At 50.2% G+C, this 15,155-nt stretch carries 13 protein-coding genes; 6 read left to right on the forward strand and 7 right to left on the reverse strand.

Annotated features, from left to right (window positions below):
• Positions 1-29: 29 nt before the first annotated feature.
• Positions 30-506 carry a MaoC family dehydratase gene (locus P9J64_04360; GenBank protein ID MDG5467550.1) on the reverse strand — a complete coding sequence of 159 codons (477 nt, stop codon included), beginning with the start codon at positions 504-506 and terminating at the stop codon, positions 30-32.
• A gap of 296 nt (positions 507-802) precedes the next feature.
• On the opposite strand from P9J64_04360, the gene P9J64_04365 reads away from it, so the two are divergent.
• Together P9J64_04365 and P9J64_04370 are read left to right on the forward strand one after the other, a co-directional pair.
• Positions 803-2,656 (forward strand): GspE/PulE family protein, encoded by a 1,854-nt coding sequence (locus tag P9J64_04365; protein MDG5467551.1) that lies wholly within the window; start codon positions 803-805, stop codon positions 2,654-2,656.
• A 46-nt stretch (positions 2,657-2,702) separates the two neighbouring features.
• The gene (locus P9J64_04370) at positions 2,703-3,485 is read left to right on the forward strand and encodes a DUF4197 domain-containing protein (protein ID MDG5467552.1); all 783 of its coding nucleotides are present in this window, start codon (positions 2,703-2,705) and stop codon (positions 3,483-3,485) included.
• A gap of 152 nt (positions 3,486-3,637) precedes the next feature.
• Here the strand turns inward: P9J64_04370 and P9J64_04375 are convergent, their stop codons facing one another.
• From P9J64_04375 to P9J64_04400, 6 genes are all read right to left on the reverse strand, one after another.
• Entirely contained in the window at positions 3,638-5,644 is a 2,007-nt protein-coding gene (locus P9J64_04375) for a methyl-accepting chemotaxis protein (protein MDG5467553.1), read from the reverse strand.
• Positions 5,645-5,660: 16 nt separating this feature from the next.
• Complete coding sequence (locus P9J64_04380; GenBank protein MDG5467554.1) at positions 5,661-6,758, reverse strand: 6-phosphofructokinase; 1,098 nt, start codon at positions 6,756-6,758, stop codon at positions 5,661-5,663.
• Between the two features lie 43 nt (positions 6,759-6,801).
• Entirely contained in the window at positions 6,802-7,209 is a 408-nt protein-coding gene (locus tag P9J64_04385; protein ID MDG5467555.1) for a biopolymer transporter ExbD, read from the reverse strand.
• Positions 7,210-7,809: a MotA/TolQ/ExbB proton channel family protein gene (locus P9J64_04390; protein MDG5467556.1), complete on the reverse strand. Its 600-nt coding sequence runs from the start codon at positions 7,807-7,809 to the stop codon at positions 7,210-7,212.
• Positions 7,810-8,002: 193 nt separating this feature from the next.
• On the reverse strand, positions 8,003-8,485 hold the full coding sequence (locus P9J64_04395) for an HIT domain-containing protein (GenBank protein MDG5467557.1): 483 nt from the start codon (positions 8,483-8,485) through the stop codon (positions 8,003-8,005).
• 15 nt (positions 8,486-8,500) lie between these two features.
• Positions 8,501-9,013, reverse strand: coding sequence for a metallophosphoesterase (locus tag P9J64_04400; GenBank protein ID MDG5467558.1), 513 nt, complete (start codon positions 9,011-9,013; stop codon positions 8,501-8,503).
• A gap of 400 nt (positions 9,014-9,413) precedes the next feature.
• Between P9J64_04400 and P9J64_04405 the strand changes: the two genes are divergently transcribed.
• The 4 genes from P9J64_04405 (at position 9,414) to P9J64_04420 (ending at position 15,094) form a co-directional block, all read left to right on the forward strand.
• Positions 9,414-11,681, forward strand: coding sequence for an NADP-dependent malic enzyme (locus P9J64_04405; protein ID MDG5467559.1), 2,268 nt, complete (start codon positions 9,414-9,416; stop codon positions 11,679-11,681).
• A gap of 213 nt (positions 11,682-11,894) precedes the next feature.
• Positions 11,895-13,286: a threonine synthase gene (thrC, locus tag P9J64_04410; protein ID MDG5467560.1), complete on the forward strand. Its 1,392-nt coding sequence runs from the start codon at positions 11,895-11,897 to the stop codon at positions 13,284-13,286.
• Positions 13,287-13,675: 389 nt separating this feature from the next.
• A complete protein-coding gene (locus P9J64_04415; GenBank protein ID MDG5467561.1) occupies positions 13,676-14,596 on the forward strand; it encodes a DUF3179 domain-containing protein in 921 nt (306 codons plus the stop codon).
• Positions 14,597-14,704: 108 nt separating this feature from the next.
• The gene (locus P9J64_04420) at positions 14,705-15,094 is read left to right on the forward strand and encodes a GtrA family protein (GenBank protein ID MDG5467562.1); all 390 of its coding nucleotides are present in this window, start codon (positions 14,705-14,707) and stop codon (positions 15,092-15,094) included.
• Positions 15,095-15,155: the final 61 nt, after the last annotated feature.

Genomic DNA, 15,155 nt, shown 5'->3' on the forward strand with positions numbered 1-15,155 from the left:
TTTATTCCACAAAGAATTTGAGGTTGAATCTAAGGATACACGCGCATCACCTGTTCGGCAACGCACGCAGGCTTCTTCTCACCCTCAATCTCAATCGTCAGAAGGTAGACAATCTGCACACCATCGCGAACCTCTTCAACGGACTGGACTGTTGTCCGGGCGCGAATTTTAGAGCCACACAAAACCGGCGCGGGATAGCGAAGTTTGTTCAAGCCATAATTCACCCGCAGGCGCATACCTGGATAATTGTCAGTGAAGAACTCAGGGTGATTGCTCTGGGTCAGGTAAGGCAACAACGACAGGGTCAGGAAACCATGAGCAATTGTTGTTCCGTACGGGGACTCTTTTTCCGCACGCTGTGGGTCGACATGGATCCATTGCTCGTCGCCGGTCACCCGTGCAAAATCATCAATCCTCTGTTGGTCAATTTCAAACCATGGGCCGACATGAATCTCCTGGCCCAGAAGAGTCTGGTAACGTTCAATTAATTCAGTCTGAGCAGACATGATTAAATCCTTTCAAAACAACTGTCTCGATTATTGATAGATAACCCTATTACCTTTGCCCTGCAAGACAAATCGGTAAAATATAAGCTTCATAGCGTATACATTTAACTCAGATAAACCTTGAGCAAATTCAAACATTTCGAAATAATACAGAACAGAAACCTCTGCGCAGGAAAAAAATTCTGTGCTAAAGTGACCAGCAGTTAAAAACAGCTACTGTACTCGAGCAAATGGTTCGTAATTCTGGCAGACAAACAGGCAGGATTAAGACCATTTCTTAATGCATGAGGTCCAGCATGTCGAACAGCGACAAAAATAAACTTCGAGAAGACAGCCATCCAATGCGTCGGGCGACCGACAAGAGACCACAAAAGTACATGCTGACCATTAAGGATGTTGCCAAGCTCCTTCACCAGCGCAGCAGAATCGATGATGAACAGTATGAGATGATTCTCAAGCGGGGCGATGCCCAGGCTGCAAGGCTGAACAGTCATCTGCCCAAAAACCTGGCCAAGAAAGAGATCTACTTGCCTGAGCTGGCCTCTCCTGCCCAGGTGATCACCTCCTTTAGTCTGGAGATTCCTGCGACACAGAAGAAATTGACTGAAGATGCCATCACGGAGCTGATCGCCCAGGCGTCTGGCATGGAATATATCAAGATAGACCCCCTCAAGCTGGAACTTGATGTCGTCACCGACCAGATCCCCAGAGCCTTCGCTTTGAAGAACCTGGTGGTACCGATCGATGAGAAGGAAGGTGTCATCACAATTGCCGTAGCCGACCCATTCAATGTCCGACCGATTGAAGACTTGCAGCATGCGCTCGGCATCAAGATCAAAAGAATTTTTGCTTCCCGTAGCGACGTCCTGAAAATTCTCGAGGAGTTTTTCGGTTTTCAGGCCTCTGTCAGAGCAGCGCAAGTCGACATGGGCCTCAGCTCTGAACTCTCCAATCTCGAGCAGCTCTTCAAGATGCGCGGCCGTGACGAGGTTGAAAGTAGCGATCAACACATCATTTCTGCGGTGGAATTCCTGCTCAAATATGCCTTCGACCAGCGGGCCAGCGATATCCACATAGAACCGAAACGAGACAAGTCATCAATCCGCTTCAGGGTCGATGGTGTTCTGCACAACATCCACACCGTTCCTGGCAACCTCCATCCGGCGATTGTCTCTCGCCTGAAGTTGCTGTCACGTCTCGACGTCGCAGAGAAGCGCCGTCCACAAGACGGCCGCATCAAAACCGAACACATGGCCAAAGACATCGAGCTGCGTGTTTCCACCCTGCCGGTCGCTTTCGGTGAGAAGGTCGTTATTCGAATCTTCGATCCAGAAATTCTCATGCAGAAGCTCGACCGGATCGGTTTTTACGAACGTGAATACAAACTTTACAGTGAGTTCATCAGAAAGCCGAATGGCATTGTCCTGGTCACCGGGCCTACAGGTAGCGGTAAGACGACGACTCTTTACTCCTCGCTGAAAACTATCGCCTCACCGGAGATCAATATCATCACCATCGAAGATCCTATCGAGATGGTGATGGAAGACTTCAACCAGGTCGGCGTGCAAGCTGCAATCAATGTCACCTTCGGCACCGTCTTGCGGAACATCCTGCGACAAGACCCCGACGTCCTGATGATCGGCGAGATCCGCGATGCAGATACGGCCAGCAACGCGGTACAGGCAGCCCTGACCGGTCACCTGGTGCTCTCCACCTTGCATACCAATGATGCGCCGTCATCCATCACGCGTCTGCTTGATATCGGGATTCCGGCATTCCTGATCACCTCAACAATTAACGGCATTATCGCCCAGCGTCTGCTCCGATCCATCTGCCAGGAATGCAAATATGAAACAACCCTGACTGATGAAGAGATCACCTATCTTGACCTTGAGAAGAAAGACTATAAAGTTTGGGAAGGTAAAGGCTGTGATGAGTGTCGCGGCACAGGCTACAAGGGTCGAACCGGGATCTTTGAGGTCCTCGAATTCACTGAACGGCTAAAAGCGAAGATCACTGAGCACACAGACATGGCCGAAGTTTACGCAATTGCCAAGGCCGATGGAATGGTTTCTTTGCGTGAGTTAGCCATGCAGAAAATGTTTGAGGGACACACCACCTTCAAAGAGATTGTTTCCGTGACGGGTTAGCAACTTCAGGATTGCTTTCGCGGGGAAACTCTTAAGGAGACAGGCAATGAATCAAGGCTGTTCCTGGCAAGACGTTTCTATCGCAGTTTTTATCCTGCTTCTGTTCCAGAGCGTTATTATACCGCCGGCTTATGCCCAGATGGACTGGCTCAAGTCGGGTCAGGAACTTCTGGATACGGTCAACCAGACCCCTCAGGGACAAACCACACCCCAACTCTCCAATCTATCCGACAGCGACATCGCCAATGGTCTCAAAGACGCGCTTCGGGTTGGTACGGAAAGGGTCGTTGGACAACTCGGCAAAGCTGACGGCTTCAACGCGGATCCCGCAATCCACATCCCATTGCCTGATAGTATGTTACGGGTCAAACAAGCACTGGATGCGATAGGTCTGACAGCCATGATGGACGACCTGGAGCTCAAGTTGAACCGCGCGGCAGAAGCAGCGACCCCACCTGCAAAGAAAATCTTTTGGGATTCCATAGAATCGATGACGATGGATGATGTCACGGGCATTTACAATGGCCCTGATGATGCCGCCACTCGATATTTCCAAGACAAGATGTCTGCCCCTCTCGCAGAAGCGATGCAGCCCATCGTCGAACAAGCCATCAATCAGGTTGGTGCAGTTCAGGCTTACGATGCGGTCATGGGAGAGTACTCGAGCCTGCCCTTTATGCCAAACGTCAAAGCAGATCTGAACAGCTATGTTGTTACAGAAGGGATGAACGGAATTTTTCATTACATCGCAGCAGAAGAAACGGCAATTCGCCAGAACCCCGTTGCAAGGACCACGGATATTCTGAAAAAAGTGTTTGGCACTAAATAGTGCCTAGAGACTCGGGGGCTATCCCCCAGTTAGCTGAACAAACACATGCCATAACTAAGGGTTATAAACTATCTGCAACAAAGGCGAGACCATAACTTCATGGTTTCGCCTTTGTTTATCCAAAGAGTTGATCGTTAAAAATTTGTCGGCGACTAAGCCGTCTTCTCTTTCAGGCGCCTTAGATCTTCGATAACCTGGAGGCTGCCATTGCGACGCTCGTCCATTTCGTCAAAAATACGTTGCGCCATGTCACTGACACGTTCGACCGAACTCTCGATCTGTCGCGTATTTTCGGCCTGACGGGAGGTCGCTTTCACCATATCATCGGACATGGTCTGGACTTCCTCGACAGCAGAGACGATACTTCTGGCTCCATTGGCCTCTTCTCGTGAGGCCCTGGAAACCTGGGAAGACATTTCACCCAGCTCTTCAACCGAGTTACTCACTCCGATAACAGACTGAGAGATTTCCTGCGTCGATTTTCTGATATCGTGAGCCATTTCCATGGCCTGCTGAGAGCTGCCCAAGATCTGGGACAGGACATCTGACATCTCTTCACCCTGCTCCATGCCAACTTTGACCAGTCGGTGCGTGCTGCGAATATGGTCAACCGTATCTTTTGTATATTTCTGAATCTCTTCGATAATTTGATTAATTTGATCTGTTGATGAAGCGGCTTCTTGAGCGAGGCTTCTGACTTCATCAGCAACAACAGCGAAAGAACGTCCATGTTCACCGGCCTGGGCTGCGATGATGGCCGCGTTTAAAGCTAACAGGCTGGTTTTTTGTGTCAGATCTGTAACGACAGAGGTGATTGTGCCGACCTGCTCTCCCTTGAGAGAGAGATCATTGATTGTTCCCTCAGCCTGCTCAACCGCAGACACAATTCCGCGCATACCATCAAGAACCTGTTTTACGGTTTCAACACCGTGTTCAGCACGTTCCTTGACTGTTTCCGACATGGCATGAGAACGAGCGCTGCTCTCTTCGACAGCGCTTACGGTGTATTGGATCTCGGTCATTGATGCAATCGAGCTTTCCATAAATTCGTTAAGGGACTTGAGACTGTTAGAAACCTGATCGATTGAAACGGAGATCTGGCCGACAGCTGAACGCGTCGAGTTAACCGACTCCTGGATAACCCCGGCACCGCCGGAGATATCTGCTGTGGCAGTCGTTGTAGAAGAAGTCGCTAATCGTAAAGATGTTATTAATTCCGCATGTTCATCGCGATATTTAAGAAATTCATCAAAGGTGTGTTGCAACTGCTGAGTCAGTAATTCAACGGCATCAAGTAAGTTGATACGCATCATCGACGAGGAGACCTGGTCGGCGAACAACTTGACCGTATCGACATCGGTGTCAGAGAGCTTGGCCTTTTTGAACTTGTTATCAACGGCAATCAGGCCAACGGCCTGCCCACGAACGATGATTGGACAGAGGATGAAGTTCCGTGAGCGCAATTGCGGCACAGCATCACACGGGGGCTGCAGGTGATACTCCTCGGGCATCTTTGCAATATCATCAATCAACATCACCTTCCGATCATTAATTGACTTGTAAAGGCAGCCTGCCCGTTCATCAAGAGGAAGTCGGGTCTTGACATCGGCTTCGTCGAGGCCTCCCCCCCTGCTGGCCGCAAAGTAAAGTTGCTGAGATGCTTCATCGACCATCAGAATGTTAGCGCGATCAAAGCCGATGACTTTGTGCAAGCCCTCAGCCGAAAGGCGCATTATTTCCTGACGATCGACACTTTTTTGCAGGTCAGTATTGATGATATGGAAGTTCTTGATGCTACGGTCGAGATCGGTAAAACGTTGCTCGAAGGAAGCTTTCTGCTCGGCAACTTCTCGATTTAAAACATCCAGTTTCAAAGCCCTGTCATGAATCTGTTGGGAGGCCCTGCCAATAAAGAACCCGAATAAACCGAGAACAACCATGGTGCCACCACACATATAGGTATACATGTACCGACTCTGTTCAGTCCCTATTATGTCCTGCATAACCTGGCCAGAGAGAGACTGGCTATCATCCCAGAACAAGATCAATCGCAGGATAATCCAGCCGATCGGAGCCATGACACCAAGCAGCATGCCGCAAGCGGCATAGGCGACATCACGTTTTCCGCTGCGGCCATTCAATATTTCCGTTAAATCCACTCCACCCTCCTGCTACCTAAGCACCTGCGCGCCCAAGCATAATACCCAGAGCTTCGGCAGTGCGAACCAGATCACCATCTGGCTCTACGCGGTTAAGTGAATCGACCGCATCAATAATATCGACATCAGAAACTTGACGGCCCTGCAAAGAGACCATACGTCCATAGCGTTTCTGTTCGATCAACTCAACAGCTTTGACACCAAAACGCGAACCAAGAATCCGGTCAAACGGTGAAGGCGTCCCTCCACGTTGAACGTGACCCAAGACAACAACCCGGGTTTCAACCTGCAAACGACGGGAGATTTCATCAGCAACAAACGCGCCGATGCCACCGAGGCGTTCAACACCCAGGTTTTCAGAACCAGTCAATTGAACAACTTTTTGCCCGGCAATCGGAAAAGCCCCTTCGGCCGCGACCACGATTGAAAACTTGCTGCCACGGGCCTTACGTGCCTCGATAGCATCACAAACGGCAGTCATGTCGAAAGGAATCTCGGGAATCAGGATAACATCTGCAGAACCTGCCAGACCGGCCTCCAGGCCTATCCAACCGGCATCACGGCCCATGACCTCAACCACCATGACCCGCTGGTGACTCTCGGCAGTACTGTGGAGTCGATCCAGGGCTTCAGTGACGATATTCACAGCGGTGTTATAACCAAAGGTAACATCCGTGCCGCGCAGATCATTATCGATCGTTTTTGGCACACCGACCATCGGCACCCCCTTCTCCTGCAAGGCTCTGGCAATTTTCAGGGTCCCGTCACCGCCAACGGCAATCAGGGCCTCGACGCCAAGGTCATGTATGTTTTTGACAACTTCGTCGGAAACATCCACGAGGCGGGTTTTACCGTTTTCCACAACAGGATAAGCTAGAGGATTGCCGCGATTGCTTGTCCCCAGGATCGTGCCGCCGCGTGGCAGGATGCCACGCACAGAGGCGAGTGTCAGCTCTCGCCAACGAGGTGTGCCAACGAGTCCATCAAAACCGTCTTCAATACCAATAACACTCCAGTCGCGAGTCAGGGTGGCACTACGAACAACACCGCGAATGACGGCATTCAAACCGGGGCAGTCGCCGCCTCCGGTGAGGATCGCTATGGTTCGACTCATGAGATATTCTCCGGCTTAGTCATCAACAGAGACAGATTACTGATCACTTCTTTCGTTGTTCCGTTGCAATAGCCAGCTTGGTAAATCCGGCATCCCGGGCCAGGTCCATAAGAATAACAACCTTGCCGTGTCGCGATTCCTGATCCGCCAGCAACAAAACGGTTGTCTGCTTCGCATCAGCTTGATGTTCGGCGAGCAGGCTCCTGAAGTCATCTATGGAAATCTTCTTTTCACCGTGATAGATGTCGCCTTCCTGAGACAGGTAAACCTTGATCTCTTTCGGCTCACGGTCGATGGTCTGCGAGGAAGCCTCCGGTAGTTTGATAGAGATGCCGGGGCTTTCAACAAAAGTCGTGGAGATCATGAAGAAGATCAACAGGAGAAAAACCACGTCGACCATTGGTGTCAGGTCTATCCTCGGCTCCTCTCGTTGCTTGCGGTGAAAGCTCATTTACTCCTCCAGTAGATCAACCAGGCGAAGTGAATAATCTTCCATTTCAATGATCAGCTGGTCGAGACGACTCGTCAGGTAGCGGTGAGCAAGGATAACCGGGATTGCAACTGTCATTCCCGCTGCAGTTGTAATGAGTGCCTCTGAAATGCCGCCCCCCAGGGTTGCCGGAGTGCCCATTCCCTGGCTTGCAATCACATTAAAAGCGCGAATCATACCAAGAACAGTACCCAGCAGACCTAACAGTGGAGAGATCGTCGCGATGGTGCCCAGAAGGCCGAGAAAGCGCTGCAGTGGAGCTGATTCACGTCTGCCTGTTTCTTCAACGACCGCCTTGATCTGATCACGGCTACGGCCTGCAGCACGAAAAGCAGCGAGAAAAACCTGCGCCAGGGGCGTCCCTGCTTTATGACAGACGGCCACGGCCTCTTCGTGCCGGTCCTTGGCCACCAAAGGTTCCACCTGGTGAGCAAGCTCCCTGAATTCTCGACGAACCCTGACATAGGTCCAGAGCCGCTCCAGAAAAATGCCGAGAGCAAAAACAGAACAAAGGACAATCGGATACATAAGGTATCCGCCTTTTTGGATAATGAGCCACATATTGAACTAAACTCCCTGAAAGGTTAAGGCCTCGCCTGACAATACCATCGAGGGTCAAGGCATTAAGATTTGAGATAATTGAATCATCCAACCGATTTTATTGGTTTTCTCAAAGGAATACAACGAAAACCCTGTCTTATTTAAGATAGATTTCTGCTGGTCGGAAATCGAGCAAGGAATGCCAGGCAAAAGGTTAGAGCTCAGAAAAAGCTTTCGCCAAGAGTGTATAGGTTTTTTCAATGTGCTGTGGGATGACTCTGGTCTCAGCAAGAATCGGCATAAAATTGCTGTCACCGGTCCAGCGCGGGACGATATGCATATGGATATGATCGGCGATACCGGCGCCAGCAGTCCGGCCAAGGTTCCAGCCAACGTTAAAGCCCTGGGCGCCACACACCGCTAGCAGAACAGCCTGACTGTCAATTAACAGTTCATGGATTTCGAGAACTTCGTCCTCATCCAGAGCAGCCATATCGCCAAGGTGCCTGTACGGAGAAATCATCAAATGCCCGTTTGAATAGGGATAACGGTTCATCATGACGTAGCAGAACTTACGGCGTACCAGGATAAAGCGATCCGAGTCTGTAATAGACTCATCATTGACACAGAAGATACAAGCACCTTCTTCGGGGCCCTGAATATACTCGAGACGCCACGGCGCCCACAATTGATCCATATTCTCTCCGCTACATTAATCCAGACGAATAATCGTTCCACGTATATCGTCATCAACCTCCAGCAGACCGACAGAGTGATAGTCCATACTACGTCTGTCCGTTGCGCTGCCAGGATTAAAAAACAGGATACCATCATGATGGTGGCAAGCCGGTTGATGGCTATGACCATAGACCAGGCAGTCAAGTGAATTTTCTGCAAACTCATCTTGAACACGATCCTCCAGGCCGCAGACAGGCCCCCAGCCATGGATCAAACCGATAGTAAACCCACCGACATGAACCAATTTCTTGTGCGGCACCCCTTGAGTCGCAGGATCCATATTGCCGCGAACCGCATGGAAAGGATATTCGTAAAAAGCATCGAGCAGATTGGGGGACACCAGGTCTCCGGCATGAAGGATTAAGTCAACCGGCGCAAGAACTTCTTCTATCAGGGTGTGCAGGAAATCATAGGCATCTGCCGAGTCCGGGAGATGTGTATCGGAGAGGACCCCTATTCTGACAGGGGAATTCGCATCCATATTCATCAAAGCGCCCTATATTTTGAGTGTAGGTTACATCTATAACGACTAACGCCTGAAGAGCGTTCTGTCAAACAGATGGCCTGAAAACGCGTAATAACAGCCCATGATGGCCAATTTTAGCCATAATCTCTTATTACATAGTCAAAGTTTCAATGCAAAGAGGCTTGACGACATTGGGAAAAGCGATACTTTATAAGACGTTGCACCCTATTACACATAATCATAAATATTGGCATCAGCATTGCTGTATAAGCCCGGAGTTAGTCGTTAGAATACCGTTTTATCTTGACAAAAGTGCGCTATGAGCTTTATCTAGACTTTTTATTATTGCTAAAAAAATTTACTGAAACAAAAATCACCAACAAATTGGCTTCAAGGCAACAAGCCAAGGAGGACACAAAGAATGTCAAAAAGACAGGAAGCGCTTGATTATCACTCAATGGGTCGCAAAGGCAAGATTGAAGTTATCACGACAAAGCCGTGTGCTACGAGCAGGGACCTCGCACTGGCTTACAGCCCTGGCGTTGCTGAGCCTTGTCTTGAAATTGAAAAAAACCCCGATGATGCTTACAAATATACCGCAAAAGGCAACCTGGTCGCAGTCGTCTCCAATGGCACCGCAGTTCTCGGTCTTGGTGACATAGGTGCGCTGGCTGGCAAGCCAGTCATGGAGGGCAAAGGCGTCCTCTTCAAGAGCTTTGCTGACGTTGATGTTTTCGATATTGAACTCGACACCAAGGACTCCGACGAGTTGATCCGCACGGTGAAGCTGCTAGAGCCTACATTCGGCGGAATCAACCTGGAAGACATCAAGGGCCCTGAGTGTTTCTACATTGAAGAAGAGCTCCAGAAGATCATGAACATCCCGGTCTTCCATGATGACCAGCACGGCACCGCCATCATCTCAGCCGCTGGCATGCTCAACGCAGTTGAAATCGTCGGCAAGCAGATCGAGAAGTGCAAGATCGTTGTCAACGGTGCCGGTGCCGCAGGCATCGCCTGCGCCAACCTGGCTATCACCATGGGGATTGACAAGAACAACGTCATCCTCTGCGACACCAAAGGCGTCATTTACAAAGGCCGCACGAACGGCATGAACGACTACAAAGAGCGCTTGGCTGCAGAAACTGAAGCCCGCACCCTTGAAGACGCCATGGTCGACGCAGACATCTTCTTCGGCGTCTCTGCAAAAGGCGCTCTGACCAACGAAATGCTCAAGTCAATGGCCAAAGACCCGATCGTCTTTGCCATGGCCAACCCTGACCCGGAGATCACCCCGCCGGAAGCCAAGGCCGTTCGTGATGACGTCATTATCGGTACTGGCCGCTCTGACTACAACAACCAGGTCAACAACGTGCTCTGCTTCCCCTTCCTTTTCCGCGGTGCACTCGACACACACGCCAGCGCCATCAACGATGAGATGAAGTTGGCAGCTGTCAAAGCTCTTGCCGAACTCGCTAAAGAAGATGTGCCCGATTCGGTCCGTAAAGCCTACGCTGGAGAAGAGATCAAATTCGGCCGTGAGTATGTTATCCCCAAACCTTTTGATCCACGCGTGCTCTTGCACGTTGCTCCTGCAGTAGCCCAGGCAGCCATGGATTCAGGCGTTGCCCGCCGCCCGATCGAAGACATGGACGAGTACAAGGAACGCCTGGAAGCGATGCAGGGACGCTCCAAGCAGATCATGCGCACCTTGATTAACAAGGCCAAAGCCTGTCCGAAGCGCATTGTCTTCCCCGAAGGTGATGAAGAGAAGATTCTTCGCGCGGCCCAGATTCTGGTTGACGAAGGAATTGCCAAACCAATCCTGCTCGGCGACGAAGACGAGATCAAAGCCAACGCAGCCGCTGCAAACATCGACCTGACAGGCATCACCATTATCGACCCACCCAAGAGCGATATGGTGAAAGCATACACCGAAGAGTTCTACACCATGCGGCAGCGTAAAGGAGTCACCGAGTCTGAGGCAAAACGCACCATGCGCAAGAGCCGCAACCACTTTGGCTCGATGATGGTCCTTAAAGGTGACGCCGACTCACTCCTCTCAGGGATCAACCACCATTACCCTGAGACGATCCGCCCTGCCCTGGAAGTTATCGGCAAGCGTGAAGGACTCTCCAAAGTTCACGGCATGTACATGATGGTCACCAAGAAGGAAGCGACTTTCTTCGCTGACACCACAGTCGCCATCGAGCCAACAGCTGAAGAGCTGGCAGAGACAGCAATCCTGACCGCTCAGAAAGCCCAGCAGTTTGATTTCGAGCCAAAGGTCGCCATGCTCTCTTTCTCAAACTTCGGCAGTGCAGCGCATCCTCTGACTGTTAAAGTAAAACGTGCAACAGCCATGGTCAAAGCCCAGGCACCGGATCTGGTTGTTGAAGGTGAAATGCAGGCCAACGTCGCCCTCGATCCTGATCTGATCGAGAAGCAATATCCCTTCTCACAGCTTAAGGGCGACGCCAATGTCTTCATCTTCCCTGACCTGCAATCCGGCAACATCGCTTATAAACTGCTTCACAAGCTGGGCGGTGCCGAGCAGATCGGTCCCATTCTCATGGGCATGAAGAAGCCGGTTCACGTGCTGCAGCGTGGTGATGCTGTCGCGGACATCATCAACATGGCAGCTGTCGCTGTTGTTGATGCCCAGGAATATGCGGCCAACAACAAATAACAAGCCGCGGAACGAGTAACGCGGAACGCGAAAATCTTAGAGGGCCGCCCATACCGGGCAGCCCTCTAGTTTTTTGTGCAACGATGCTCTTGACTTTCTCGTCCCCAGCCCCCAGCCTCCAGTTCCCAGCCCCCAGACCCATTTCCTCTTTTCTGAAGAGGGAACTCCTGCTAGAATGCCCGGCCACAACACGAACATAAAGGACAAGAGACAATGAAATATCAAAGTACTCGTGGTCAGATCAGGGACATCCCTTTCAAGCAGGCCGTCATGATGGGTTTGGCCGAAGACGGCGGCTTACTGCTGCCGGAATCTATCCCGCAACTGACTCCTGGCGATCTTGATGCCCTGTCGAAACTCGCCTACCCTGAGCTTGCATTCCAGGTCATGAGCTACTTCATAGAAGATATCCCTGCCGCAGATTTGAAAAGCATGATCGACCGTGCCTATGCAAGCTTCACTCATCCGGACATTACTCCGGTCATACACGAGGACGGCCTCTTTATCCTGGAGCTCTTCCACGGCCCCACCCTCGCCTTCAAAGACGTTGCCCTGCAGTTTCTCGGCAACCTCTTTGAGTACCTGCTTGCAGAGTCCGATGAGCACATGAACATCCTCGGTGCGACTTCTGGAGACACAGGCAGCGCAGCCATTTATGGGGTACGGGGTAAAAAGAATATCAATATCTTTATCCTACATCCGAGCAAAAAGGTTTCGCCTGTACAGGAACTGCAGATGACTACGGTCACTGACGCAAACGTCTTCAACCTTGCCATCGAGGGCACGTTTGACGATGGTCAGCAAATCGTTAAAGAAACTTTTGGGGACCTTGATTTCAAAAAGAAGTACGCACTGGGCGCAGTCAACTCAATTAACTGGGCCCGCGTTCTCGCACAGGTCGTTTATTATTTCTACGCATGGGGGCAGGTCCGCAAGAAAACCGGTTCTCACAAAGTTTACTTCTCGGTGCCGACCGGTAACTTCGGTGATATCTTTGCAGGCTACATTGCAAAGAGAATGGGGCTGCCTGTTGAAAAGCTGGTGCTTGCGACCAACGCCAACAATATCCTCTCGCGTTTCGTCAACGATGGTGACTACTCGATTGGGGAAGTCCACCCGACTCACTCTCCATCGATGGACATCCAGAATGCAAGCAACCTGGAACGCTATCTCTTCTACCTTTTCAAAGAGGACTCAAAAGAACTTTCCTCAGCCATGCAGGAGTTCTCTTCGACTGGAAAGCTCTCCTTTACCACCGAGCAGATCGCAGAGATTAATGACATTTTTTTCTCCGCATCTGTAGACAATGAGCAGACCCTGGAAACGATCAAGAATTTTCACGAAGCCACCGGTTACGTCCTCGATCCACACACAGCAACCGGGGTCAAAGCCGGCAAGGACCTTTCTGGGGGAGAGTCTCCCGTCATCTGTCTGGCAACAGCACATCCGGCCAAATTTCCAGATGCCGTGCATCAGGCGATTGGCAAAGACCCCGAACGACCGGCAAGTTTGGATGGCCTCGAAAAGCGTGAGAAACGCTGCGAGATCATTGAAGCCAAGACCGCTACGGTCAAATCCTATCTGGCCCAAAATGCATTAACCTGAAGCCGTTGTCATTAACCAGAAAAAAAAACACGGAGCGTAGCTATCTACTCCGTGTTTTTTCTTTTCAGGGTATCTACTTCGCTCCACCAGTAACAATAGGGTCATAAACTTTTTTGAACAGGGATATACAGGATGTACAGGATAAAACCATAAGAACCAAATATTAGTGATTTATCCAAGCCCCGAAGATTTTGACTTTATCCTGCTTATCCTGCCTATCCCTGTTATTAATATTTCTTTTGACCTTAAAGCCTCTTGATTTGTAAAGATAAAATGGTTTTCTGCTAACCTCGATAAGTTAGTTGAGTGAAGAGGATAACCACATTTTCTTTTTGGGTCGTTTGACTCAAAGAGAGCCCTCCTGAGACAATGATTGTAAGGAGGTAAACATGAGACAACTCCTTACCCTGCTCATTTTTTCTATCTTCGCATCAGTCTGCCCACCAACAGCCTATTCTGATTGGGACTACTCCAAGCATAGCATAGAGATAAGTGAGATTCAGTCCGGAGGCCCTCCCCGCGATGGCATACCGGCGCTCTTCGAGCCCAAAACCCTGCCAGCCAAATGGGTTGATTTTCTCGATGATGATGACCGGGTCCTCGGAGTCGTTCACAATGGCATCGCCCGCGCTTACCCTATCCGGATCCTCTCCTGGCATGAACTGGTCAATGATGACTTCGGTGGAGCCCCCCTACTGGTCAGTTGGTGACCACTCGCATTTGCGGGAGCCGTGTTCTCCCGGGAGATAAACGACAAAACCTATCGATTCGGCGTCTCCGGTCAACTCTATAAATCCAACGTCCTGATGTATGATCAGCAAACTGAATCGCTTTGGTCCCAAGTCCTTCAGCGTGCAGTGACCGGCCCCATGACCGACACAAAACTTTCTCAACTACCTTCGACTCTGACAACCTGGAGCAAGTGGCGCAAGAAATATCCGGAGACAGATGTTCTAACACCAGCAACCGGTCACGTCCGCGACTACTCAAAAGACCCCTATGCAGATTATTACGAAAGCCGTAGTGGCATGTTTGGATTTCTTAAAGGTGGGCCAGGTGCGGAAGAAAAAGAGTTGGTGATTGGCATAGAGATTGGCAATACCGCCAAGGCATACAAACTTCAGGACCTCCGTTCCGTAAACCGGATCAAAGATAAAGTTGGTGCAACTGAGATTACGTTAAGATTCGATGATGAAACCGACACGCTGACCGTGAAAGACCTATCTGGCAACACTCTCGACCATCTGCTGCTTTATTGGTTCGTATGGAAAGAGATTCATCCTGAAGCGGAGGTGTATAGGAGTAAATAATCTTTCCTTTGACATGTGATATCAGACAGTTATACTTCCCAAGACAAAAGATCACAGGCTAGCAGACCACCGGTGCACCAATGCGCTGGCTGCCAGGAGAGAAGTCCCGTGAAGATTTTCAGGCAGTTTATTTCTTTTTCGGTCATCGGGGCCATCGGTACAGCTGGCCACTTTGCCGTTCTCATTATTTCTGTACAGATCCTCTCAACTGGCCCTGTTACAGGATCAATGGCCGGGTTTCTTGTCGGTGCCATTATTAATTACCTGCTCAACTACCATGTCACATTCAAAAGCGGGATCAGACATCTGGAAAGCTTTCCCAAGTTTTTCACCGTCGCTATAATCGGGCTCGTTCTAAACATTTTGATCATGTATATCATGACCCAATGGCTGCATTATCTCGTCAGCCAGGCAATAGCTACGGCCATCGTGCTGATTTGGAATTTTCTATGTAATCGTTTCTGGACATTCAGGGAGGAACACCTTGTCAAACAATGATGGAATCATTCTGTCTATATCAGTCGATGTGTCTGCAGTAAATGCCGATGACACCCGCTGA

It is taken from the genome of Deltaproteobacteria bacterium IMCC39524, from assembly GCA_029667085.1.
Taxonomy (GTDB): Bacteria; Desulfobacterota; Desulfuromonadia; order Desulfuromonadales; family BM103; genus M0040.

Excerpts from the sequence above, each read along its gene's own strand:
- P9J64_04395 (MDG5467557.1), bottom strand. The coding sequence starts at position 8,485 with ATGGATCAATTGTGGGCGCCGTGGCGTCTCGAGTATATTCAGGGCCCC.
- P9J64_04390 (MDG5467556.1), bottom strand. The coding sequence starts at position 7,809 with ATGTGGCTCATTATCCAAAAAGGCGGATACCTTATGTATCCGATTGTC.
- P9J64_04405 (MDG5467559.1), top strand. The coding sequence starts at position 9,414 with ATGTCAAAAAGACAGGAAGCGCTTGATTATCACTCAATGGGTCGCAAA.
- thrC (MDG5467560.1), top strand. The coding sequence starts at position 11,895 with ATGAAATATCAAAGTACTCGTGGTCAGATCAGGGACATCCCTTTCAAG.
- P9J64_04360 (MDG5467550.1), bottom strand. The coding sequence starts at position 506 with ATGTCTGCTCAGACTGAATTAATTGAACGTTACCAGACTCTTCTGGGC.
- P9J64_04400 (MDG5467558.1), bottom strand. The coding sequence starts at position 9,013 with ATGAATATGGATGCGAATTCCCCTGTCAGAATAGGGGTCCTCTCCGAT.
- P9J64_04370 (MDG5467552.1), top strand. The coding sequence starts at position 2,703 with ATGAATCAAGGCTGTTCCTGGCAAGACGTTTCTATCGCAGTTTTTATC.
- P9J64_04385 (MDG5467555.1), bottom strand. The coding sequence starts at position 7,209 with ATGAGCTTTCACCGCAAGCAACGAGAGGAGCCGAGGATAGACCTGACA.
- P9J64_04365 (MDG5467551.1), top strand. The coding sequence starts at position 803 with ATGTCGAACAGCGACAAAAATAAACTTCGAGAAGACAGCCATCCAATG.
- P9J64_04380 (MDG5467554.1), bottom strand. The coding sequence starts at position 6,758 with ATGAGTCGAACCATAGCGATCCTCACCGGAGGCGGCGACTGCCCCGGT.